The 24,226-nt window shown below is 32.2% G+C and carries 27 protein-coding genes and 2 riboswitches; of the genes, 3 read left to right on the top strand and 24 right to left on the bottom strand.

Features of this window, described 5'->3' with window-relative positions:
- Positions 1 to 67: 67 nt before the first annotated feature.
- From JMO20_RS00535 to JMO20_RS00525, 3 genes are all read right to left on the bottom strand, one after another.
- A complete protein-coding gene (locus JMO20_RS00535; protein ID WP_202707190.1) occupies positions 68 to 1,321 on the bottom strand; it encodes an MFS transporter in 1,254 nt (417 codons plus the stop codon).
- A gap of 11 nt (positions 1,322 to 1,332) precedes the next feature.
- Positions 1,333 to 1,677: an SDR family NAD(P)-dependent oxidoreductase gene (locus JMO20_RS00530; protein ID WP_341533967.1), complete on the bottom strand. Its 345-nt coding sequence runs from the start codon at positions 1,675 to 1,677 to the stop codon at positions 1,333 to 1,335.
- A 1,377-nt stretch (positions 1,678 to 3,054) separates the two neighbouring features.
- Positions 3,055 to 3,288 carry a hypothetical protein gene (locus JMO20_RS00525; protein WP_202707188.1) on the bottom strand — a complete coding sequence of 78 codons (234 nt, stop codon included), beginning with the start codon at positions 3,286 to 3,288 and terminating at the stop codon, positions 3,055 to 3,057.
- A gap of 263 nt (positions 3,289 to 3,551) precedes the next feature.
- On the opposite strand from JMO20_RS00525, the gene JMO20_RS00520 reads away from it, so the two are divergent.
- Entirely contained in the window at positions 3,552 to 3,785 is a 234-nt protein-coding gene (locus JMO20_RS00520) for a DUF6199 family natural product biosynthesis protein (protein ID WP_202707187.1), read from the top strand.
- Positions 3,786 to 3,817: 32 nt separating this feature from the next.
- On the opposite strand, the gene JMO20_RS00515 is transcribed toward JMO20_RS00520, so the two are convergent.
- From JMO20_RS00515 to recQ, 3 genes are all read right to left on the bottom strand, one after another.
- Positions 3,818 to 4,132 carry an MGMT family protein gene (locus tag JMO20_RS00515; RefSeq protein ID WP_202707186.1) on the bottom strand — a complete coding sequence of 105 codons (315 nt, stop codon included), beginning with the start codon at positions 4,130 to 4,132 and terminating at the stop codon, positions 3,818 to 3,820.
- A gap of 38 nt (positions 4,133 to 4,170) precedes the next feature.
- Entirely contained in the window at positions 4,171 to 4,938 is a 768-nt protein-coding gene (locus JMO20_RS00510; RefSeq protein ID WP_202707185.1) for a hypothetical protein, read from the bottom strand.
- A 216-nt stretch (positions 4,939 to 5,154) separates the two neighbouring features.
- Positions 5,155 to 7,335 carry a DNA helicase RecQ gene (gene recQ, locus JMO20_RS00505; protein WP_202707184.1) on the bottom strand — a complete coding sequence of 727 codons (2,181 nt, stop codon included), beginning with the start codon at positions 7,333 to 7,335 and terminating at the stop codon, positions 5,155 to 5,157.
- A gap of 263 nt (positions 7,336 to 7,598) precedes the next feature.
- Between recQ and JMO20_RS00500 the strand changes: the two genes are divergently transcribed.
- A complete protein-coding gene (locus JMO20_RS00500) occupies positions 7,599 to 8,195 on the top strand; it encodes a DUF3793 family protein (protein WP_243414587.1) in 597 nt (198 codons plus the stop codon).
- Between the two features lie 117 nt (positions 8,196 to 8,312).
- Positions 8,313 to 8,738: a flavodoxin gene (locus JMO20_RS00495; RefSeq protein ID WP_202707183.1), complete on the top strand. Its 426-nt coding sequence runs from the start codon at positions 8,313 to 8,315 to the stop codon at positions 8,736 to 8,738.
- A 33-nt stretch (positions 8,739 to 8,771) separates the two neighbouring features.
- Here the strand turns inward: JMO20_RS00495 and JMO20_RS00490 are convergent, their stop codons facing one another.
- The 18 genes from JMO20_RS00490 to JMO20_RS00405 form a co-directional block, all read right to left on the bottom strand.
- Positions 8,772 to 9,584, bottom strand: a complete 813-nt coding sequence (locus JMO20_RS00490) for an energy-coupling factor ABC transporter ATP-binding protein (protein WP_202707182.1) — start codon at positions 9,582 to 9,584, stop codon at positions 8,772 to 8,774.
- An 8-nt stretch (positions 9,585 to 9,592) separates the two neighbouring features.
- Entirely contained in the window at positions 9,593 to 10,273 is a 681-nt protein-coding gene (gene cbiQ / locus JMO20_RS00485) for a cobalt ECF transporter T component CbiQ (RefSeq protein ID WP_202707181.1), read from the bottom strand.
- The gene (locus tag JMO20_RS00480) at positions 10,257 to 10,547 is read right to left on the bottom strand and encodes an energy-coupling factor ABC transporter substrate-binding protein (RefSeq protein WP_202707180.1); all 291 of its coding nucleotides are present in this window, start codon (positions 10,545 to 10,547) and stop codon (positions 10,257 to 10,259) included. The genes cbiQ and JMO20_RS00480 overlap by 17 nt, the downstream gene beginning before the upstream one ends.
- Positions 10,531 to 11,265, bottom strand: coding sequence for an energy-coupling factor ABC transporter permease (locus tag JMO20_RS00475; protein WP_202707179.1), 735 nt, complete (start codon positions 11,263 to 11,265; stop codon positions 10,531 to 10,533). The genes JMO20_RS00480 and JMO20_RS00475 overlap by 17 nt, the downstream gene beginning before the upstream one ends.
- A gap of 119 nt (positions 11,266 to 11,384) precedes the next feature.
- Positions 11,385 to 11,564, bottom strand: a riboswitch (cobalamin riboswitch).
- 24 nt (positions 11,565 to 11,588) lie between these two features.
- On the bottom strand, positions 11,589 to 11,954 hold the full coding sequence (locus JMO20_RS00470) for a sirohydrochlorin chelatase (RefSeq protein WP_202707178.1): 366 nt from the start codon (positions 11,952 to 11,954) through the stop codon (positions 11,589 to 11,591).
- An 82-nt stretch (positions 11,955 to 12,036) separates the two neighbouring features.
- Positions 12,037 to 12,807: a cobalt-precorrin-6A reductase gene (locus tag JMO20_RS00465; protein ID WP_202707177.1), complete on the bottom strand. Its 771-nt coding sequence runs from the start codon at positions 12,805 to 12,807 to the stop codon at positions 12,037 to 12,039.
- Positions 12,804 to 13,535 carry a precorrin-3B C(17)-methyltransferase gene (gene cobJ / locus JMO20_RS00460; RefSeq protein WP_202707176.1) on the bottom strand — a complete coding sequence of 244 codons (732 nt, stop codon included), beginning with the start codon at positions 13,533 to 13,535 and terminating at the stop codon, positions 12,804 to 12,806. Before cobJ ends, JMO20_RS00465 begins: the two co-directional genes overlap by 4 nt.
- A complete protein-coding gene (cbiG, locus tag JMO20_RS00455; RefSeq protein WP_202707175.1) occupies positions 13,528 to 14,613 on the bottom strand; it encodes a cobalt-precorrin 5A hydrolase in 1,086 nt (361 codons plus the stop codon). Before cbiG ends, cobJ begins: the two co-directional genes overlap by 8 nt.
- On the bottom strand, positions 14,610 to 15,392 hold the full coding sequence (gene cobM / locus JMO20_RS00450) for a precorrin-4 C(11)-methyltransferase (RefSeq protein ID WP_202707174.1): 783 nt from the start codon (positions 15,390 to 15,392) through the stop codon (positions 14,610 to 14,612). The genes cbiG and cobM overlap by 4 nt, the downstream gene beginning before the upstream one ends.
- Before the next feature lie 24 nt (positions 15,393 to 15,416).
- Positions 15,417 to 16,118 (bottom strand): precorrin-2 C(20)-methyltransferase, encoded by a 702-nt coding sequence (gene cobI, locus JMO20_RS00445; RefSeq protein ID WP_202707173.1) that lies wholly within the window; start codon positions 16,116 to 16,118, stop codon positions 15,417 to 15,419.
- A 7-nt stretch (positions 16,119 to 16,125) separates the two neighbouring features.
- On the bottom strand, positions 16,126 to 16,719 hold the full coding sequence (gene cbiT, locus JMO20_RS00440) for a precorrin-6Y C5,15-methyltransferase (decarboxylating) subunit CbiT (protein WP_202707172.1): 594 nt from the start codon (positions 16,717 to 16,719) through the stop codon (positions 16,126 to 16,128).
- Complete coding sequence (cbiE, locus tag JMO20_RS00435; RefSeq protein WP_202707171.1) at positions 16,709 to 17,332, bottom strand: precorrin-6y C5,15-methyltransferase (decarboxylating) subunit CbiE; 624 nt, start codon at positions 17,330 to 17,332, stop codon at positions 16,709 to 16,711. The genes cbiT and cbiE overlap by 11 nt, the downstream gene beginning before the upstream one ends.
- Positions 17,325 to 18,473 (bottom strand): cobalt-precorrin-5B (C(1))-methyltransferase CbiD, encoded by a 1,149-nt coding sequence (gene cbiD / locus JMO20_RS00430; protein ID WP_202707170.1) that lies wholly within the window; start codon positions 18,471 to 18,473, stop codon positions 17,325 to 17,327. The genes cbiE and cbiD overlap by 8 nt, the downstream gene beginning before the upstream one ends.
- 134 nt (positions 18,474 to 18,607) lie before the next feature.
- A complete protein-coding gene (locus JMO20_RS00425; RefSeq protein ID WP_243414586.1) occupies positions 18,608 to 19,231 on the bottom strand; it encodes a precorrin-8X methylmutase in 624 nt (207 codons plus the stop codon).
- Between the two features lie 132 nt (positions 19,232 to 19,363).
- Entirely contained in the window at positions 19,364 to 20,734 is a 1,371-nt protein-coding gene (locus JMO20_RS00420) for a cobyrinic acid a,c-diamide synthase CobB (RefSeq protein ID WP_202707168.1), read from the bottom strand.
- A 123-nt stretch (positions 20,735 to 20,857) separates the two neighbouring features.
- Positions 20,858 to 21,643, bottom strand: a complete 786-nt coding sequence (locus JMO20_RS00415; protein ID WP_207753394.1) for an ABC transporter ATP-binding protein — start codon at positions 21,641 to 21,643, stop codon at positions 20,858 to 20,860.
- Positions 21,640 to 22,659, bottom strand: a complete 1,020-nt coding sequence (locus JMO20_RS00410; RefSeq protein WP_243414585.1) for a FecCD family ABC transporter permease — start codon at positions 22,657 to 22,659, stop codon at positions 21,640 to 21,642. Before JMO20_RS00410 ends, JMO20_RS00415 begins: the two co-directional genes overlap by 4 nt.
- Positions 22,660 to 22,732: 73 nt before the next feature.
- The gene (locus tag JMO20_RS00405; RefSeq protein ID WP_202707167.1) at positions 22,733 to 23,779 is read right to left on the bottom strand and encodes an ABC transporter substrate-binding protein; all 1,047 of its coding nucleotides are present in this window, start codon (positions 23,777 to 23,779) and stop codon (positions 22,733 to 22,735) included.
- Between the two features lie 232 nt (positions 23,780 to 24,011).
- Positions 24,012 to 24,226: riboswitch (cobalamin riboswitch) on the bottom strand.

Raw genomic sequence — 24,226 nt, 5'->3', positions numbered from 1 at the left:
AAATATCTGCTCTATTTATAATATGAGGTGGGAATCCCACCTCATATATGTTTTACTCAATAATTATTTATTCAGCTGTTCTTGCCTGTTGCTTTATGTTTGCATCCCCCTTATTTCGATTACCAATGATTACAAGCAATACAGTAACTACAGTCAAAACCCCACCAGTAATCATCCATGTGTCATATGTACCTGTTGCATCAAACATAAAACCTGCTAAAGGTGCTCCTATCATTGTTCCAACACTTTGGGCTGCAGTTGTAAAACCGACTAGACTTGCAGCCTCTTTACGCCCAAATAGTTTTGGTAATGTAATTGGTCCAAGCATACTATTAAATGTCTTGAATGCCATCAATGCTGCTATGATAACTCCTCCTACGAAGCCATATAGGAGTGTTGAACCGAAAAATATACCAGCTACTATTAATCCATAAAGTGTTGTTGCCTTAATATATCCTATTTTATCCATGAGGATACCATACAATGGTGCTGTAATAAAATTAACACCGCTCATAATAGATATCAATAGTGCTGCTTTTACTGCATCTATACCCTTGCTTTGATATAAAGCTGAAGCATTATTATTAAATCCTGTACTAGCTGTAGAAATCAATACAATCGAAATTAGTATGAACCAGAATTGTGGCTTAGTAGCTATTTGTTTTATAGTAAGACTAGACTTTGTCTGTCCACTTGTATTTTCTTTTTTATTTAATTCTTCATTTTCTTCATAACCTACAGGCTTAAGACCGTATTTATCTGGTTCTTCAGATAATACAAATACGCCAATCAGTATGATTATGCCTCCAATAAAAATCCCTTGTCCAGATGCTGCAATTCGCAAACCAAATATCTCTATAAGCTTAGCTACTGCTACGGGAAATACCATTCCACCAAGTCCTACAGCAGTACTTAAATACCCTATTCGCTTTCCAGTTCCTGTTGCATACCACCAATTAATTTCTGTTTGTGCAGTGGCAAAACCTCCTACTATAGTACTAAATCCAAACAATACCGCTAGTGCATAAATAATTAAGATACTATTGGAATACCCTAATACTATAAAAAAACTACCTATTAATATTCCTGCTATCATAACAAGCTTTTTAATACTAAACTTTTTTACCAATGTTCCCATTAGTAAGGATGTTGCTAAGCTTCCAGCTGCAGCAAAAGTAAACATTAGTGTTATTTGCCCAACTCCAACTTTTAATTTTTCCATAAGCGGTACTATATAAACAGGTATAGCCATATAAGAACCAATCGAACATATTGTCATTATAATAGCTCCAATAAAAGTGTTACGAGCTCTATTTTCCATATTTTCTCCCCCTATTTTTTTACTATTCCTTTAACTTTTTCAATTACAAGGGTATTTATTGCTCTTGGAGTTATAGTCCCCCTGGAATAACACAATTTATATTTATCCCTTGTAGTTTTAAATCTTTTTATAAAAAAATTTGTTAAAGTAATTAAACCTGACCTAGATGCTACATAATTATACATTACAGGAATAGCTTCTTCAGAAAGTTCTGCAACAGAGACTGCGTTTATTATTTTTCTACCTTTACTTTGAATTTTCATTTTATTTACAACTTCTTTTATCAAAAACATAGCACCTTTCAAATTAACATTAATTATTATGTGATAAAATTTTTCTGTTGTTTGTGATAATATTTTATAATTCCATATTTACGCATTACTAACTAATATGTCAATTCCCCCAAATTCATTTGTGGTAAATTCTACTGAAACGTCAACAGTTACAATATTTGCTCCTGCTTATACTGATCTATTAACTACACATGGTCCCAATCCTATAACACTGCTAGTAACTATTATAGTCTCTCCTGATAGATTAAGGATATCTTTCTATGGAACACATTGTTATTCTATTTACTTTGTCATCTAGTCCGTCAATATCTGGTCCCAACACTCTTTGATATCCTTCGTGATAATTATACATAAAACCCTCCTTTCAATTTTTTTCTTTAACATAAAAATTCAAATTAGTTTTATAAAATATCATTTTAATGTTAAGCAATCGTTTTCCTTATATTCTACTTATTAAAATATCAAATATAGTCCCTAAATAACAATTACTAAATTTAATTATATTCAATAATTAAATTTAGTAATTGTTATTTCTATTAGTAAATAATATAATGTGTTTTTAGTACTTATAATCTTCATTTATGTTTGCTATTTAAGAACATTTGTCTATTATTATATATAAATAATACAATTTTTATTTAACAAAATCCATATCGAAATTTATTGTATTTAGTTAACTGAAGCATTTAATACAAATATCTTTAGAAAATATTTCAAATCTCTTGTCAATAAAAAGTATGCACCGAAATCCCACAGGAATCTCGATGCATACTTTTTATCATAATTAAATTTTTTTCTCCTATACAACTATTATTTCATCTACAAAAACTCTAAATTCCCTTGAAATCAAAGGGGTGATGCTAAAATAAAAACAGGAGAACTTAAACAAGGTCTTATTTAAATATATAAAACATAGTACAACCAACAAAAAGTATTTAAATACATCCTATGTTAAGATTCTATCCTGGAACAATCGGTTAATCACTTTAAAGAAAGTTTCTGCATTACAGACATAAAACTAAAAATAAAAAAACTCTTCATGCTGATCTATTATTAGCTGGAATAACACAACTCATAACCGTTATCCTTACTGATGAAATACATAAACATCAATATATAAGAATTCTTGAACCCTTAATTGCTTTTTTTATTAATGGTATTGACATTTTTTTATAAATTTCTTTCTTTTTAATTATATATGTTGTACAAATTTAACAAAAATTACCAAACAATGAATTAATATTTAATATAGTAAAACAGAAAGATTTAAAATTATATTTATCTATGACAATCTATTATTCTTTAAAAATACAGGAAATTGTTACACATTGAAAACATATGAGAGCCTTAAGTAAAGAAGAGTAGAATCATAATATTAGGTCTATTGTTTCATTTTAAAAAAAGCTTTCAGATTTTATTCTCTGAAAGCCTTTTTTAAATTTAATTATTAAAATGAGAAACAACAAGAACTACAACTGCTAATATCAATGGTAAAATCATTAATATATCTAGCTTTTTACTATTTTTATTCTTTAAGATTGAATAGGTTTGTATCATTATCGCTATTAATATTGGTAAAGTCACAAAAAGTTTATTGTCAAGATTTAATAGAGCTAAAATAGTTACCGCAAGGGTAAGTATAATTAGAATTGTTCTTGCTTTTTTCGTATACATAAAATAATCAACACCTTATTTTTAATATGGCTTTGTTGCACAAAAGAAATATTCTCCTTCTCAATTCAAGCATACTAGATTATTCCATAAAATTCCACATCATTTATAGTTATGTATGATATGATTTACATATAGTAAAATATTAACATATGCACAACTAGATATAGCCTTACTCATATATGAGATTTTAAGGATAGATAATGTTAGAATTTTAAAACAAGTTTTGCTTAATTGAAATTATTAAATATTTAAGGGGGATTAAAATGGCAGGTTTCATAGTAGTGTTTATGGTTTTCTTACCTATGATAGTTTTGCTTGTTTATCAAATAAAGTATCCAGAAAAATTTATAAAATTTGGTCGTAGATGGCAGTTTAAGAATGAAGATCTTGAACCAAGTAAAGAAGCTATCGAGTTTGCTAAACTCACTTCGATTATTGGAATAATTATTTGTGTGCTAATTATTGTACTCTATTTTTTAAGTGCTATTACCATGTAAAATAAGGTCTAGGAAAACTCCGTGACTAATTGCTAATTTAGCAAATTATAACTTCTATTTAAATATCTCCCCAAATCTATCCTCCCATCCCTAAAACAAACTCCCTCTTCATCTAAAAGCTGCTTTTGAATATGGTAGTTCTCGCCTTTTAGAGATATTTCTCCATTTCTATTTACAACCCTATGCCAGGGCAGCTGATATTTATCACTCATAGAATGTAATACCCTTACCACCTGCCTTGCACCTCTAGGACTGCCTGCTTCAGCAGCAATTTGACCATAGGTCATTACCTTTCCTTTGGGAATATTTTTTATGATTTTTATTACCTTTGCTGTAAATGCTGTCATTTATATCCCTTCTTTCTAACATTACTTTCTTGTTACTTTTATATTTTCTTGTTTTTCTCAATAGTAAAGTTAGATTTTAATTCATCCCATATCATTTCATAATCATAAACAAACCTATAATCTGGTATAACTGCTCCATTATCCCTTCCTACAATTTCTCTCTTATATATAATAAGTCCATCCTTGGAGATTAGAGCTCTTTTATTCTCCCAAAATTTATTATCCTTAGGCAAAACATTTTTCCAATCATTTCTAGTTACGTCATATAAATCACCATAGTACTCTTCCCATCCATTATAAGTTGTACTTCCGACAAACATAATGTAGGTTTTTTCCTTACCCTTAAAAAATCCAAAGTCACCTTGATCTGAACTAATATCATGAACAGGACTTATAAGCGTATTAGTTTCTAAATCAAAGATTCCCATGAATACCTTGTAAAGTCCCTCTTGGTGACTAGTATTGAGCTTTCTAATGATTACTAAATATTCATTCTTACTCTCTATAAACTTATCATAAATAATATTCTCTATAGAAAAATCATCGTAGTGATTCTTATCATCTCTATACATTCTAATTATATTGTTGTCAATAGCTTCAAATTCTCCATATGGATATTGGCTATTTGGAAACATTTCTTGAAAAACTTTATTGTGATTTATGCTATGTACTTTTTCTTCATCAACCTTTACTTTATCAATATTATTGTCCAATGTACTACTACTCGGAGCCCAATTTATCAATAATATTATAAAAAAACATAATAATACTATAATTAAAGCCATTAAAAATTTATTCTTAATCATATTCTTCTCCTTTATCATAACTCCCCAAAATATCCTGACTAAATTTCTTAGTTTGATTTCATAATTATATTTATTTTCCTACATATTTGATTTTCTATATAAACTATTAGAATCCTCTTTTAAATATCTCTTAGGAAGAATCATCCTACCAATTGCTTCAAATTAATTTGTCATATTATTAATCTATAAGTTAAAATCAACATATCTCCAACTAAACTATATATTATGTTTATAAATAACTAAGTGTATATCTTCATATGTTATATTTTCTGGTAACGCATCTTTTATAGTCTTTAAACTTTCATTCCCTAATTCTTCTATTTTATCTATTATCATTTCTTCTATTTCCATATCATCTATGAATTTTGACCAGTTAACATCTTTACCTTTATCTTCACATCTTTTTAAATGCTTAATAATAGTTGCCTTTGTAAATCCTCTTTTTTCAGATATCTCTTGTAATGATATATCTTTTAAATAAAGATTATATGTTAATTCATATCTATCTAAATTTGGATTGTTACTATCCAAAACTTCACTCATTGATTGATTATTTTTATTTCTATTACCTAATGGCTTAATATCATTTATTTTACAATATTCCTCAATCAATTTAATAAACTCTTCTCCATAACTTTCATATTTTTTATCTCCAACACCCTTTATCTCTAAGAAAGACTCTTTGTCTTTAGGGATATATGCTGCCATTTCCTTTAATGCTCTATCATGGAAAATAACATATGGTGGTACCCCTTTTTCTGTTGCTCTTTCCAACCTTAATTCCCTTAGTTCCTCAAATAACCCTTTATCATAGGATGAAACTGAACTATCACTCTTCATATCTTTTTTATCTACATCTGCCTTATTATGAATTAAGTCCTTTTTATGAAATACTTGAGTCTTTCCCTTAAGTATCATCTTTGATTTTTCAGTTAACTTGAGTATTGGATATTTATCAGCAGTTATTTGAGCATATCCTTTTGAGGTTAGAGTCATTATTATCTCTCTAATCACATGATTGCTGTAGTCCTTCATTATTCCATAGGTTGATACATTATCAAGTCTAGCTTCCAATAATCTTTTATTTCTTGAACCCCTTAAGACCTGAATAACTGTATTAACTCCATACCTTTGATTTAAACGGTATATGCATGACAATATTTTCTGAGCCTCTATTGTTATATCTACCATTTCAGATTCATCTAGACAATTACTGCAGTTTTGACAATTTTCCTTGTTTGTCCTCTCCCCAAAATAATTTAGTATTTCATTTCTAAGACAATCATTAGTATTACAATAATCAATCAGATATTGAAGATTTTTATATAGTATTTCTTGTCTGCCTTCATCAAAAGTATTACTTTGAATAATTAGTTTCTGCTTTACAATATCTGCAGGTGAATACATTAGAATACAATCACTTTTTTCTCCGTCTCTTCCTGCCCTTCCTGCTTCTTGGTAATAGGCTTCCATATTTTTAGGCATATTGTAATGGATAACAAATCTTACGTCAGGCTTGTCTATCCCCATTCCAAATGCATTAGTTGCAACTATAATTTTCTTATTTCCTAATATAAAGTCATCTTGATTTCTCTGCCTATCCTCGGCTCTCATACCTCCATGATAGGCTACAGCTGAGAAACCCTCTTCTTCTAACTTTTTTGCCACCGACTCAACTGTTTTCCTAGTAGCACAGTATATTATTCCAGATTGGTCCTCATAACTAGAGTTTAAATACTCTAATAAATGCTTAAATTTCTTACTTACTTTTAAAACTTGATAGTATAGATTCGGTCTATCAAAACCTGTTATTTCTTCCACTGGATTGTTTAGTCCTATAAGACGTTTAATTTCTTCAACTATCTGTTTTGTGGCTGTAGCAGTAAAGGCTGATACTGGTGGCCTAGGATTTATAGATTCTATAAATTTTGGTATCTCTAAATAGCTTGGCCTAAAATCGTGACCCCACTGACTTATACAATGGGCCTCATCAATTGCAATAAAAGAAATCTTTATATATTTAATAAGATTAAGAAAGGACGGTACACTTAACCTTTCCGGTGCCACATAAACTATTTTATATTTTTCTCTTGAGATATCATTAAATACATTTGTTAATTCTTCATATGTCTGTGTGCTGTTTATATAGGTAGCACTTATACCTATTTCATTTAAAGCATCCACTTGATCCTTCATTAAAGAAATCAATGGAGATACAACTATTGTTACTCCATCAATGGCCATAGCTGGTAACTGATAGCATAACGACTTACCGCCGCCTGTGGGCATTATGCCTAAAACGTCTCTACCATTAACAGTTGCCTCTATCAATTCCTGTTGTCCTTTTCTAAATTCATCATATCCAAAATATTTTTTTAATATTGATTTTAAATCCATCTTGTCACACCTCTTCAAATGAGCTTTGATTTATCATTCTTTATTATTTATTATTTAAAATTCTAATTTCTAATTTTTCTTTCTATATTTATTCAATTCTTGAAAAGTAAACAATATTCCTTCATCAAATGATATGCTTTTTCCATAATTTTATTTCTTTGGTTAATTGATAATGATTATCATTGACAATCGGCAAAGCGTTTGATAATATAAATGATAGTGATTATCGTTATCATATAGAGAGGGAGGAAAGGGGTCATCTTATGATTAAGGAAATGAATACTAGAATTTGCTTTAAACAGACTGATGATGATTATATTAATTGGCTTATTCAAACGTTAGGGCCAGTTATTTTGGGGGTTAAACCAGCTGAAATTCTTAGCTTTCCTAAGAATGATGTAAATATAGCTGATAAAATTAGTAAAATACGCTTTTTCTTTAAGGATTGCAGGAAAATTTCTTTTAAGATTTTTCGCTATAATGAAAAAAGCACGAAAATACTCTTTTACACACCAAAATCTCTTGATTCTGTATTAATAGATAAGAGAAATAATAAATTTCTTATAAGTATAGGCTATCCTAAAGCTTATAGTTTAGAGTCCTATCTAAATTATATTATTGAAAAAATGAAAGGTGGAACTATTCCTGATGAGATTGGAATTTTCCTTGGATATCCTTTAAAGGATGTTATGGGATTTATTGGTCATCCATCTTTAAAGCTCACTAAGGTTAAAGGTTGGAGAGTGTATGGAGATTCAACATTATCAGATAAAAGATATAATGAATTCTTAAATGCAAAATTTAGAGTGAAAAATATTTTAGCTTGTAGTGGAATAGACACTATATTGGCATATACATAAAATGCTTACATTTGAGAAATTTGCATAAGTTAATCATAGGATTTTAATTTTATATAAACCTATAATGTGCATATTACTCATCTATATAAACAAATTATTATGAAAAGAGGGATATATGTGAAAAAAGTTGTGGTAATCTATTGGAGTGGAACTGGAAATACTGAGTTAATGGCAAATGCTTTAGCAGATGGGGCAAACATAAATGATAATGAAGTTAGAATATTGAGAGTTGAAGATGCATCAAAAGAGGATGTAGTTAACGCAGATGCAGTGGCATTAGGTTGTCCTTCTATGGGGGCTGAAGTCTTAGAAGAGAGCTTTATGGAACCCTTTGTAGAATCTCTTTCAGATGTAGTATCAGGAAAGCCCGTTGCTCTATTCGGCTCATATGATTGGGGCGATGGTGAATGGATGATAGATTGGGTGGAGAGAATGAATGGGTATGGTGCTAACCTAATCGGAGAAGGATTGATTATTCATTTAACTCCTGAGGAAGATGGAATAAACAAATGCAAAAGCTTAGGTCAAGAATTAGGAAAATAGTATTCTCTATAAAAACCCTAGTAAGGACTAGTCCTAGCTAGGGTTTTTATTATTTTTCCAATAACTATAGAGTTCTTCTTCCTTTTTAAAAAGAGGGATTTCTAAATTCTTATGTAGCTTAACCAGCCAAGGTTCAGCGAGCTTAGCTTTTTCTAATATATCATCCATCAAAAATACTTTTTCTATTTTATCAGATGCTAATATTTCTCCTCTATTTAGTACATATCCATAATCACAGATTCTATATATCAAATTCATATCATGACTGGCAATTACAATTTTTTTGCCTTCGTTGGATATTCCCTTTAGAATTTCTATCATTCTTCTTTCCATATCTGGATCTAATCCTGCAGTTGGTTCATCAAAAAATATTACTTCATTATCCATGGCTAGGACTCCTGCTATGGCCACCCTTTTCTTCTGCCCATAGCTTAGGAAGTGAACAGGTTTATCCTTAAAATCTTCTCCATCCACCTTCTTTAATGCCCTATCTACTCTTTCTTTGACTTCATCCTCATCATATCCTAGATTCCTTAGTCCAAATGCAATATCATCATAGACCTTTGAATAAAATATTTGTCTATCAGGATTTTGAAAAACTATTCCAACGGATTTTCTTAGATTTACTAAAAACTTCTTATTATACCTATATTTATCTATACCTAAATAAATTTCTCCTTCTGTTGGTTTTAATATGCCTAATAAATTTAGAAAGAGAGTTGTCTTCCCTGACCCATTAGAGCCTATTATACCTATAATATTTCCCACGTTTAAGTCTATAGTTATGTTTTTTAATGCGATAGTTCCATCTTCATATATATATTTTAAATTATTAGTTTTCAACATATAATCACCTATAGATAAAATTCTTTATCAAAATTCTTACTTATCAAAGCTGTTTCCATTTCTTCGTACCTTATCATTATTCTAGTAAATAAAGCTACAATTAATGAAGATAATGATTTGTATGAATTTCTTAAATTAATGTACCCAAACCTTAACTCTTGAGCATAATAAATCTCCTTAGATTCCTTTAAAAAGATAAATATAAATCTATAAATTAGTATAGACATCTCTATAAATATTCTAGGTATTTTATGCTTTTTTAGTACATATATTAGTTGCTCCATCGGAGTAGTTAAAACTATAAATAATGTAGAGCTTAGAGCAGCAAAGGCTCTAAAAAATAGAATCCTCGCTGCTCTTAGACTTTCAATTGTTATAAAAACTTTTATATTAGATATACTAAATCCCCAAAGATAGCTAATATCATCCTTTGAAAAGGATATGAGTATAGCTATAACACTTAAAGCTGCAAATGTTAATGGTAAAAATAAGATTTTTATATAGTTTTTTATTGGAATTCTAGCTATTACAGTAACTGTAGATGCCATTGTTAAAATAATTACAATATGAATATAGAATGTTTCTGTTAATATTGCTAAGATTAATAGAGTTAATCCTATATAAGTCTTTAGCATAGGATTAGTACTTCTTAACCTATTGGTATAGGCATACTTATCTATTATCAGCACTATTTCTTTTTCCCTTCATAAAACCAAAATAGTAAGCAATAATTCCTGCTCCTAAGGCAGCCTGAAGAGCAAATAATAAGCTTTCAATTTCTCCACTTGGTGGTTCCCAAATGGAGCTAAACCATGGTTCATAGTTCGGTGAAACTTCTACAATAACCCCTTCGGCCTCTCCATCTGCTCCTCCAAATTCAGCATTCTTATTAATTGCCAATGGAACTATAACCATTATTATTAGTAAAGCTATTAATATTAAGTTCTTATTGAAGGTTTTCAATTAAATTTCCCCCTTCTTTTTTATATTCAACTAATAAATTATATACTATTACAGTTAATAATCCTTCTGCTATAGCGATTGGTATTTGAGTTAGAGCAAAAATTGATAAAAACTCAACCATTGATGCCATTACTCCATTAGTAGCATCGGGATGGGCTAGTGCCAGCTGTATTGATGTAACTACATAAGTAGCTAAATCTCCCAATGTAGCCGCTAAGAATACTGCAACTCCTCCCTTAGTTCCTTGCTTTTTAAGAAGCTTATAAATCCCATAGGCTACAAGAGGACCTATTATTGCCATAGAAAAAGTATTAGCACCTAAGGTTGTTAAACCTCCATGGGCTAGGAATATTGCTTGAAATAATAGCACTATAATTCCTAAAGCACTCATAACAGTTGGACCAAATAAAATTGCACCTAATCCTACTCCTGTAGGATGAGAACAGCTTCCTGTAACCGATGGTAGCTTTAATGCTGAAAGAATAAAAACAAAAGCTCCCACTAGAGCTAATAAAAGCTTCTTATTAGGCTCTTCTTTCACAATTTTATTTACATTCATAAATCCTTTAATTACAAATGGTAAAGCTACTACTCCCCAAACTGCAGCCCATACAGGTGGTAAGAACCCCTCCATGATATGCATAGCATGGGCAAAACTTGGAGTTATTAATATTAGTAATGACGCGGTAACTAGAAAATACTTATTGTACTTCTTCATTAGAATTCCTCCCTTTTATAGTATTATAAAAACAAAAAAACACATAGATGGAGTTAATGCAATCTATGTGTGAACCCAATAAGAACCCTACATATCTAACACCTCCCTCCGAAGTATCAATAATAAATATTATTAAGGCAGGTCTCCTGACTCATAGTTTAATTTACTCTCTTCTCCTTCCCGGTTTCCCAGTGGATATAGAAGATTTCATCCTACTTACAGTAGCGGGGGCTGTAGAGGATTTTCACCTCTTTCCCTCTTAGCTTCTATTACAAAGCACCTTAATAACTATTAAATTTTATTTAATCTGTTTAATTCTGCTACTAAGACAACTCCTCTGCTCTACTAATTAAAATGTCTGCCAACATAGGCTCAACTCCAATAGGTCTTCCCAGCTTGATTTTTATACCATCGTACTTTTCAGATATTTTACCTATTAGATTAGGTATATCCTGCTTTATATGTATTCCTTCGTATAAGAAATATGGAACCATTAGGATTTCTCTTACTTCCTCTTTTACTAGATTTTCTACAACTTCTTCTATTGATGGACCGCAAATCTCCATATGGGCACCTTCTACAATAGTATATGAAGATTTTTCTCTTACTAATTCCACCATTTTATTAAATGTCTCCTGGGCATCCTTAGACCTACTTCCATGTCCGACTATTAATAATGCTTTTGTCATTTAAAACCACTCCTTCTATTTATGTCATATATTTATCAAAATTCCATAATTCTTCTTGTATGCATTGCTCTACTTTACGAAGCTATACTAAAGAATCCCTTTGATTCTCTATCTCTTCTATTAGCTTATTAATTTCATCTATGACCTTACCATATTTACCATACTCTAGTTTTGGTCTTTCTACCAATAACACTTCTATTCCTAGCTCTTGAGCTACAAGGATTTTTTCCCTAGTTCCTCCTATATCTCCACTATCCTTAGTTACCATATATTTTATATCATATTTATTATATATGACCTTATTAAATTCCTTAGAAAATGGGCCTTGTATGGCTATAATTTGTCTAGGTAAAAGGCCTAGGTCTTCACATTTTTCCATTACATTTACAGTGGGGAGAACTCTAGCATAAAGTCTTTTTAAATTAACTTCTGAAGTAAAGACTTCTAAGTGATTACTTCCTATAGTTAATAAGACGTTCCCCTTCTTGTTCTTCAACCATTGGGCTGCTTCCGTAAAGCTTGGACATACTATAACATCCTCAAATATAGCATCCTTTCTCTCATATCTAAAATAAGGTATATTAGTTAGCTTTACAGCTTCAATTATATTTTTTGATACCTCTTGAGCATAGGGATGGGTGGCATCTATGACTAGATTGATTCCATTTGAAATGATGAGCTCCTTCATTTCCATATGATTTAGCTTTTGTGAAATAACCTTCAAGTTATTATGGGAATTATATAGCTTCCCTCCATATTCTGTGGCAGTTGTGGCAATTACTCTATGCCCCTTTGTCAGAAGAAGCTCTACTATATTTCTTCCATCCTTGGTTCCTGACAATACTAATATCACACATTATACCCCCTGGGAGTTATCATTTTATTATTTTCAATGAATGAATTGGAATTACCTATAATAACAGTAGTTAACATATCAATATTTTCATCTAACATTTTATCAAGGGTAGTTAATACAGCGCTTTCTCCTTGCCTTTTAGCGTTTCTTACTATTCCTACTGGAGTATCCTTGGATTTATATTTAAGAAGAATTTCCCTCGCTACTTCAATATGGGTTTGTCTTCCCATGCTCTTAGGATTATATAATGCCACTATAAAATCCCCTTCCCCAGCACAATGGATTCTCTTTTTTATTAGCTCCCAATCAGTTAATAAATCACTTAGACTTATAACTGTATAGTCATGCATTAAAGGAGCTCCTATGCTTGATGCTGCTGCATTCGCTGCAGTAATTCCTGGTACTATCTCAACTTCGACTGTACTTTCTTTTTTATGTACAACTTCTAGCATTGCTCCTGCCATACCATATACTCCAGGATCTCCACTACTTATTAAAGAAACAACTTTACCTTCTTCTGCATAGGATAGGGCTGTTTCGCATCTATCTATTTCCTTTCTCATCCCCGATGAAAGAATTTCTTTATCTTTCACCAACTCTTCAATTAGATCTATATAGGTTTTATAGCCTATAATCACGTTAGATTTTAATATGGCAGCAGTTGCTGCTGGAGACATATGCTCCTTATCCCCTGGACCAAGACCAACTACATATATTTTACCCATTAATTTTCTCCTCCCATATTGATAATGTTATTCCATCTACTGCTGTTTTTCTAAGCAAGCATTTACCTGCATTTGATGATATATATCCACAAGGCTCACATACAGCTCCAACGCCAATGGTCTTTTTAACAAATTCAGATGTTTTGAACTTATCCTCAATCATTGATATCTCCTGTCTATCAATGATTTCAAGTCCACAATCAAAATGCTCACTGGCTTCCTTTATTCCGCTCTCATTCTTCTTTATATCAACAGTTGAGATTGTTTTAATGCTACCCTTATTTATATTTAATTTTTCAAGGGCTTCATCTATAGCTTCGATTATTTTCTTTCCTGGAATATTTTTTCTACAGCCAATGCCTATAATTATATTCTTAGGTATAAGGATAACACTAGGTAGATTAAAAGTTCTAACCCTTTTATCTTCTATACTTTTCTTATTGGTAATATATATCATGCCATTTATATCTTCTAAATGCCTATCCTTAGTCTCACTGGAAATTTCTATTATATCTTGAGGCAAATCTAGATTGATTCTGATATCTGAAATTATCCCAACTCTTTCATCATTAACTATAAGGGAGGTTATTTCCTTTGCATCATCAAAATCTTCGATTTCACAATTTAATTTCATTGCCATTGTATCTACGGCCATTGTTCCCTTAACATCGGAAGCAGTAGTTATTACCGATTGAGCTCCTATCAAGCTGGCTACAATTTTAGCCCCTTCATTTGCCCTTCCTAAATGTCCAGAAAGTAAGCTTATAACAAAGGAAGCTCCTTCATCCATTACAAGAATTCCTGGGTCCTTGGATTTATGTTGAATATATTTAGAAATCGACCTAACAACTATTCCAGATGCCATAATAAAAAGAATCATATCGTATTTATAAAAAATCCTTCCTACGAAATCGGAGAATCCACCTTCAATCCTATAGGAATCATTACCTTCCCACTTAGTAGATGTATAGATATGAACTTCTTCAACTTGTACTTGGTTTTCATTTTTTATCTTTTTTTGTATTATCTTTCCTTGATTTAATGCCCCTTTGGTTAATGTTACAATTGCCCATTTCACTCTTTTCCACTCCTATAACCGTGACTAAAACTCTTATCATAAAGCTTTGAAAGACTATATTCATTTCCTAGGAAATCTCCAACTAAAATTTGAGCAGTCTTAGTTATGTTAGCTTCTTTAACCTTTTCCTCTATGTCCATAAGGGTCCCTGTAACAATTTTTTCATCCTCCCATGTAGCTCTTTGAACTACCGCTATAGGAGTGTCTTCTCTATAGTGTTTTTTAAGCTTATTAACCACATCTCCTATCATATGAACCGATAGGAAAATAGCCATAGATGCTCTATGGGATGCTAAAGAATCAAGACTTTCTTCCTTTGGTACAGGCGTTCTTCCTTCCAGTCTGGTGCATATTACCGTTTGTGAAACATTAGGTAATGTAAATTCTTTTTTTAATGCTGCTGCCGATGCAACAAAAGAACTTACTCCAGGAACTACCTCAAAATCTATTTCTAATTCTTTAAGCTTATCCATCTGTTCCCTAATAGCGCCATAAATACTTGGATCTCCTGTATGAACTCTGGCTACTATCTTACCTTCCTGTATACCTTTCTTCATTACTTCAATTATTTCATCTAAGTCCATTCCCGCACTATTATACAATTGACTATCTTCTTTTCTGCACTCTATAATCTTAGGATTTACCAAAGAGCCTGCATACACAACTACATCAGCTTCCTCAACTATCTTTCTACCTTTAACTGTTATAAGGTCAGGGTCTCCTGGGCCTGCTCCAATAAAATATACTTTATTATAGTAATCCTGTTGTTGAATTGCCATTTTATCACATCCCTTTTATTACATTTATATACCTTTCTTTTTCACTATTAATGTAGAAAGATAATGAACCTTTTCTTCCTTTAATCTGTCAATATCATAGGCTATTTCTTCTTTATCGGTGCCGCATCTAGATACCATAACGAATTTATCCCTATATCCCTTTTCTTCAAGCTTGTCTGCCATCTTAGCACTATTATGGGATGCCTTCATAATTATGAGGTTATCATAGTCATCTAACATTTTATCTAGATTATTACAATCCTTCATTAGGGGTAATATACCTAAGGTCTCATCTCCAGCCGATAAAGGAATATTTACTTTACTTGCCACTGCACAAAATGAAGTGATTCCAGGAATAGTTTCTATTTCTATTCCTTCCTTCTTTAAGTGGGGTAGAAGATACATATATGTACTAAATACCATAGGGTCACCTATGGTTATAAATCCTATATTCTTACCATTGTTCAACTGTTCTTTTATTATTAAAGCGTTCTCTCTCCACTTCTCCTTAAGAACCTCTTTATCATGGGTCATGGGAAAAGTAAGATATAAAAGCTCTATATTCTCCTTTAAATATTCCTTAGCTATACTAAAAGCTATGCTTCCCTTATCCTTTTTAGCCTCGGGGCATATGACCATATCCATATTTCCCAAGGTCTTTATGGCTTTTATAGTTATTAACTCTGGATCTCCTGGCCCGACTCCTATGCCGTAAAATTTTCCCATAATCAAATCACTCCTTGACTGCTGAAATTATATAAACTGGATTATGACCTTCCATCATTGTTAAATTGGCTATGCTTCGGCCCTTAGAAACAAATAATTGAGTCACATCAATATCCTTAAATCCGTTTTCTTTCAATAGTTCTATAGCTCTATACATATTTTCTAAAGTTATAAAGTTCATAACCAACCTTCCACTTTCTACTAGACTAAGTTCAAGCCATTGAAATATTTCCTTTAATTTTCCTCCGCTTCCTCCAACGATTACCTTATCAACCTTAGGGACTTCCTTTAAAATTTCAGGGGCTATTCCCTGTATTATTTCAATATTATCAATCTCAAAAATTTGTGAATTTTCCTTTATAAGCTTTATCCCTTCTTCTTTCCTTTCCACAGCATATACCAGTCCGTCCTCTGCTATCAAAGCACATTCTATGGAAATTGAACCAGTACCAGCTCCAATATCCACAATTATGTCATCTGATTTTAATCTAAGTTTACTAAGGGTTACAGCTCTAACCTCTTCCTTTGTCATTGGAACTTTTCCCCTAATGAAAAATTTATCTGGAATACCCGGTGTCCTATAATTCCATTTAGTCTTCATCAACAATCACCACCACACATATATCGAAATCATTTGCATCCTTAGCTTCCTCTATATTCATCCTTGATATCTTCTCATTATCATAGGAAAGATTTTCACCTATATATATAGTCCTATTATTTAGCCCTTCTTGTGATAGTTTTTCGGCGATTTTTTGAGGTGTCCAATTTTTATCAGTAAGAAGACCTATCTTCTTGTATTTCTTTACCTTCTCAATAAAGTTCATTTCTCTACCATGGAGACTGGCTATATAAGCATCATCCCATGTTTCACCTATTGCAGAAAACATGTATTGCATAGAGCTTATTCCTGGAATCACTTCTATTTGATCAACGGAGAAATGCTTTTTAAGATACCTTAAAAAACTATAAAAACCAGTATCTCCCGATACTATAACTGCTATTTTTTTCTCAAGATAATTACTTTTAATATAGTCTACTACCTCATCAAGCTTACTTGTAATAGGAAGACTTTCCTTTCCCCTTAAATCTAAACTTTGTAAATTCCGTTTAGCTCCCACAACTATATCCGATTCATCAATAGCTTTTTTGCCCTTTGGTATTATATAACTTCGATGTCCAGGCCCTAATCCTACTATTTTTATTTTATTCATTTCGTAACTCCTCCAAAATCCTTCTACCAGTATGGCATATTCCTAATTCTCCATATTGTTGAGAAAAAACTAAAGTTCCAATCTCAATGTCATCATAGGTTCTTATTTTGCATTTTTCACTAATCTTATCAGCAATTAACTTAAAGACCTCATAGCCTATTTCTTCCTTTATATATCCAATTGCTTCGTCGGTTGTTATGCTTTCCATAATCTTTTTAATAAGACTGTGAGAGCATCCTAAATAGCCACAATTAGCTGCAAGAATTTCCATTCTACCATCGGCCATTTTACTATGAGTATGAAATATTCCCCCTGCCACTTTAATCATCTTTCCAATATGCCCAATTATAAATATTTCTTCTATACCATATTCCTTAGCCTTGTCTAGCATATATCCAATATAATTACTGGTCTTCACAGTTATATCCTCTGTCTTTTCTTGTGATAGTATAGAGAAGGTGAAATCTCTTCCATAGTTTCCAGGAACAAATATTATCCTTTTTATTCCCCTTTCCTTTATCATTGATATCTCCAATGCCAAGGATTCCTTCATTGCCTCCTCGGACATGGGCTCAACAATGCCAGTAGTTCCAAGGATAGATATGCCCCCTTCTATTCCTAATCTAGAATTAAATGTCTTTTTAGCTATCTCTTTTCCTTCGGGAGAATATATCGTTACCTTGACCCCTTTGTTATTGGGGAGTACTTTTTTTATTTGATCTACAATCATTCTCATTGGTGCAGGGTTAATAGCATAATTCCCAGGAGAAACAGCTAGTCCAGCCTTGGTTACTCTTCCTATTCCCTCTCCTCCAGTTATCTCAACTCCAATTTCATTACTTTCTTCAACCCTTGCATATATCCTTATGCTATGGGTTACATCGGGGTCATCTCCACTATCCTTTACAATACAGCAGCTGGCAAATTTGTCATCTATAACTGAATCTTCAACTGGAAGCTCTAGCTCCCACCCCATTGGAGTATCTATTTCTATCGTGGAGATTGATTTGCCTGAGAACAACATTATTACTCCTGCCTTAGCAGCTGCAGCTGCACAAGAGCCTGTAGTATATCCGTATCTAAGTTTTTTTCCACCCTTGGTAACGAATTTATCTAGCTTTTTTCCTTTAAAAGTATTCATTTAATCCCTCAATTCTATTCAAACTCTCTACTTTTACAAAAACAAAAAACTTATAGGAAATATTCATTATCTGAGAACATTGTATAGCCTCTGTTTACCTGAAGAAATTGCCCTATAGTTATAAATTCTCACCTCTAAATCATATACAAAAGAGCATTGATTATAGAAGCTGCAACGCCACTTCCACCTTTTCTGCCCCTTGTTATTATATATGGTACATCTAGCTTTCTAAGGGCTTCTTTAGATTCTGCTGCACCAACAAATCCTACGGGTACACCAACTATTAAGTCTGGTTTATCCATTCCTTCTTCTATTAACTTAATAAGAGTAAATAAAGCAGTTGGAGCATTTCCTATGACAAAGATTTTTATCTTTTCATCTTTACAAGCCCTTTCTATTGAAACCATGGATCTAGTAATTTCCCTTTCCTTAGCTTCAATGAAGACACTTTCCTCATGGACAAAGTTACATATTTGTCCACCAAGTTCTCCCAGTCTTCTCTTATTTATTCCTGAACGAACCATTTGAGTGTCTGCATAAATATTGCTTCCTTTTTTTAAGGCATCCATTCCATTTTCTATAGCATGGGGATGGATTTCCAGTAAATCTGCATATTCAAAATCTGCCGTAGTATGTATTACCCTCTTAACGACCTTTCCAGTTTTTTCATCAAAGCGTTGATTCTTTTCTCCCAACTCTTCCGTTATAATTTCAAAACTCTTTCTTTCTATCTCTACTGGATCTTTAATATGTTTCAATTCTCCACTTCCTTTCATTGTTCTTATATATTTTTAGTTTAGTAAAGTTCTTGGATATCTCTTGTAAAAGACATAATTCTGTAAAATAATAAATAACGAAGCCACAAGCATATAATCTTGCATAAAATATCCTTATTTCTTAGAGTTTTTGTAATCCTTCATTATATTTATCAGCTTTATTAGAAAATCAATATTACTATAGAAGTGGATATGAGCATATCCAGCTAAAGTGTTTCTCCTATGCACTCCACACTTCCATTGTTTCTTAACCTCTCCATTTCTGATTTTATACACTTGGTATACATATTCAAGATTTTCATTGTCCTCTATCATTGATCTATGGAATTCATGTCCTTTAGTATCTATTTCATTATTAATGCTTATATTTACATATCCAAATCGTTGAAGCCTCTTAGTCATTTTACTATCAGTTGGTATAAAACCAACCATCTTATAATTATTCCCTTCTAAATCCTCGATGCTATTGGTTAAATACATTAGACCACCACATTCTCCATAGGCAGGAAGTCCATTTTCTAAATGCTTTTTAAGATTATTTCTAAAGTTTTTATTCTCTTCAAGCTCTTTGGCAAATACTTCTGGAAATCCCCCACCTAGGTATATTCCATCTACATTCTGGGGCAAATCATTATCTTTAATAGGACTAAAAGGCACCAGTTCTATTCCTAATTCTTTCATAAGATTTAAACTATCGTCATAATAAAAGCTAAAAGCTTTATCCATTGCCACACCAACTCTTAATCCCTGTCCGATTCCATCATAGCCTTTGATAGGATTTTCAACCTCTTCAATTTCTTCTACTGAGGCTGCGATTTCTTGTACCTTGTCTAGGTCTATATGTTCTTCTATCATATTAGCCAATTCGTCTATTTTTGTCCTTAGATTCTCTATTTCTTCAGCTGGTATAAGTCCAAGATGTCTACTATTTATTGCCACATTTAGGTTTGATGGAAGATATCCCAAGCATGGTACCTTTATATCCCTTTCAATAGCACATCTCAGTAAATCATAATGAACTTTTCCAGATACATTATTGATAATAACTCCCTTTATATCTACATGGTGATCATACATCTTATATCCTAATACCATAGCTGCTGCACTGGAGGACATAGCCTTTCCATCTATAACTAATATTACAGGAGTATCTAATATCTTAGATACATGGGCAGAACTACCTTGATCCCTTTCCGTTCCGAAGCCATCGTATAATCCCATTACCCCTTCAATAATTCCTATATCCTTATTCTTCATATTTTTCTTAAACAAGTACTTTATCGTATTTTCCTTTAGTAACCAGCTATCTAAATTATGGGATGGATTCCCTGTAACAAATTTGTGAAAGCCTGGATCTATATAATCAGGCCCTACCTTATATGGGGATACCCTCTTATTTCTCTTAGTTAGGGCAGCCATGATTCCAAGACTTATGGTTGTTTTCCCTACTCCACTGGCTGTACCAGCTATCATAATTCTACTCATATTTATCGTCCTTCTTCCTAAACTGAAAAATTTTTAAAAAAATTTTAATTCTATGGTTTACATTTAAAAATAATATACGTTCTTAATAAATGAAGATAGAAAAGTCTAGAATAATTTTCTGCCTTAACGTGATGTCATCTTTTGGGGAATATAGTATGGACATCCATTTGTACGATCCTCCAAAGCATCGGCATCTATACGGAATACATTTTTAAGTAGCTCCAAATCAATTAATTCTTTAGCATCTCCATAGCCATATACATTTCCCTCTTTAATTACATATATTGTGTGGGAATAACGTATAGCTTGATTTATATCATGAAGGACCATAATAATTGTTAAGTTCAAGGTTCTATTTAATTCCTTCACCAGTTCTAATATCTCTAGCTGATAAGAAATATCTAAAAAGGTAGTAGGTTCATCAAGGATTAATACCTCAGGCTTTTGGGCTAGAGCCATAGCTATCCATGCCCTTTGCTGTTCTCCTCCCGATAGAGTCCCTACAGTTCTAGTTTTCAAATTATCCATTCCAGTTTTATTAATAGCCCAATCAATAATTTCAAAATCCTTCTTTCTCAGTCTATTGCCAAATCCCAAATGGGGATATCTGCCGTAGGAAACCAAGGTCTCTACAGTAAAATCATTAGGCACATTTCTTACTTGAGGTAGAATAGCTATTTTTTTAGCTGCTTTCTTGTTATCTATTTTCTGTATATCTTCACCATCTAAAAAAATCTTACCATTGGAGGGTTTTAAATATCTTGATAATGACTTTAATATAGTTGATTTTCCACAGCCATTGGGTCCTATAATGCTAACTATTTCACCTTTCTTAATAGTTATATTTAAATCCTTTACTATTTCTTTACTATCATATTTTAAAGAAACATCCTTAGTTTCTATAATCATCGTTCCATACTCCTCCTTTCTCTTAACAAGAATAAGAAAAAGGGAGCCCCTAATAATGACATAACTATACCTACAGGTATTTCCACTGGATCAAAGACTAGTCTAGCTATAGTATCACAAATCATAACCACTGAAGCTCCTAATAAAGCTGTTGATGGTAATAAATATCTATAGTCAGATCCAATAATCAATCTAGCTGTATGGGGTACTATTAAGCCCACAAAACCTAATAATCCTACTACACTTACTGCACTTGCTGCTAATAGAGCAGCAAATACTATAAACATCATTCTTGTTCTCTCCACATGTAATCCTAAGCCGGTTGCAATTTCATCTCCAAGCATAAGTATGTTAAGTTTTTTTGGAAACAGAAATGTCAATAGTATGCCAAGTGTTGCATAGGGCCATAGCATATTAAAATCTGGCCATGTTCTAGCTGATAATCCCCCTACCATAAATCCCACTGCTCCAGCTACCTTGTCAGGAAATAAGGTCATTAATGAGCTAATTCCTGCACCTAAAAGAGAAGATACTGCAACTCCAGCAAGGATTAATCTCATTGGACTAACTCCATTTCTCCACGCCAATAAATATATCAATAGGGTTGCAAATAGAGCGCCTACAAATGCTCCTACAGGTACTAAATAATAGTATTTGGGAAATAGTATTAATATAATATAGGCCATAAGTCCAGCTCCCGAGGAAACTCCAATTATATTTGGTGCTGCCAAGGGATTTCTCATAACTCCTTGAAGAATAGCCCCAGAGATTGCTAGGCAAATTCCAACAAGGGCAGCCACTAATGTCCTAGGTAATCTAATATTCCATATGATTTGATGATTAACAGTATCCTTTTCTATAAATATAGCTTTAATTACTTTATCAAAGCTAATATCTAAAGAACCCTTTCCTACACTAACAAAAAAGCTACCTATGCAAACAAAAAATAAAATTATAATAATAATTACCTTTTTTTTATGGTTAGTTTTACTTTTAGCCATTTCCATTTTTATCATCCTTTATAGTAGATGTATATTTGAAATACCTCTCCCAAAGGGAGAGGTGATTTCATATTTAAAGCTGTTTATATTACTTGAAAGTATCTGGATATAAAATCTCTGCTAACCCCTGATAAGCTTCAGCGTATTGAGCATTTGGTTTGTAAAGGTATAAATCCTTAGGTAGGAAAATATATCTTCCCTCTTTAACAGCTGTTAAAGAGCTCCATGCTGGATTTGATTCAACATCTTCTATAAGCTTTTCTTTAATTTCCTCTACATCGCCCATTGTTTGTACAAGTATAAAATTTGGATCTCTTTCTATTACTTTTTCCATACTAAATACTTCCATTTCCTCATCTGTCAATTGAGCATCATATGCTATATTTTTAGCTCCTAAATCTTGTAGCATATCGCCAACGAAAGTGTTAGGAAGTTTTACGGTCACACTTCTTGTAGATGCAAACATTAATAATACAGTTGGCTCTTCATCTCTAGGTGCTTTATCAACTAATTCTTTAACTTTGTTACTAATCTCAGCTCCATTCTTTTCATATAGATCATCTCTTCCGTTAATTTCAGTGAATATTTTAGTCACATATAGATACTGATTAAAGTTATCATATTCAATAGCTAAATATGGAATTTCATTCTCCTCCAATATTGGAATAATCTCACTATGACCCTGCATACCAGGTCTTAATATTAGTAGATCTGGCTCCATAGATATGATTTTTTCCATATTTGGAGCTGTCATACTTCCAACCACTTCTGCATCCATGGCCCCTTCTGGCACCTTAGATCTACTCTCTATTCTTCCTATTACTTCTCCACCGGCATCATACCATAGGTCTAAGTATGAATTATATAGACAAATAACCTTTTGAGGATTTTTCTCTATAGTAACTTCCTTGTCCATTGCATCAATAAAAGTAACTGAATCATCATTAACCTCAACTTGATCCACTAAAACATTAAACTCATTAGTTGTATCCTCATTATTTTCACTATTATTGTTATTGTCATTTACGTCATTATTTCCCACTTGAGATGTTTCATTGCTTTCATCGCCAGTACATCCTACAAACATAGTTAAAGCCATACATAAAATTATGCTAAAAACTAAAATCTTTTTCATTGATTATTTCCTCCCTTAATTTAATTAGTTAAACTGCATATTTTCACTTTTTCCCCTTGAAACTAACATTCTTAAGTAACTAACACTTTTTTATCCTATAGTTTTTCGTCTTAAGGAATGATCAGTCCCTTAAAATTTTATAAATAATATAACTCGAGTCACTAACAAATAAAAAAGCCCAGCATTAAGCTGGGCACAATTACACAATTATCCTACTACGCATGCTCAGGCTCGTGAGCATAATCGGATAATAGGTGTCCTGACTTAGGTTCGATACGTTATTGCACCTTCCCATCTATTAAAAGCTAATAATAGCTATAATAAACAGTGGTATTTGCAACACGCTCCCCTTTACAGTGGCGGCCCCGTGTTGGATTTTCACCAACTTCCCTACTACATATTCACTTGTATTTTATAAAGAAAATTCTTATCTTTTCTAACTTAATT

The organism is Sporosalibacterium faouarense, assembly GCF_016765695.1.
GTDB classification, from domain to species: domain Bacteria; phylum Bacillota; class Clostridia; order Tissierellales; family VENL01; genus Sporosalibacterium; species Sporosalibacterium faouarense.
This window is presented reverse-complemented; position numbering and strand designations above follow the sequence as displayed.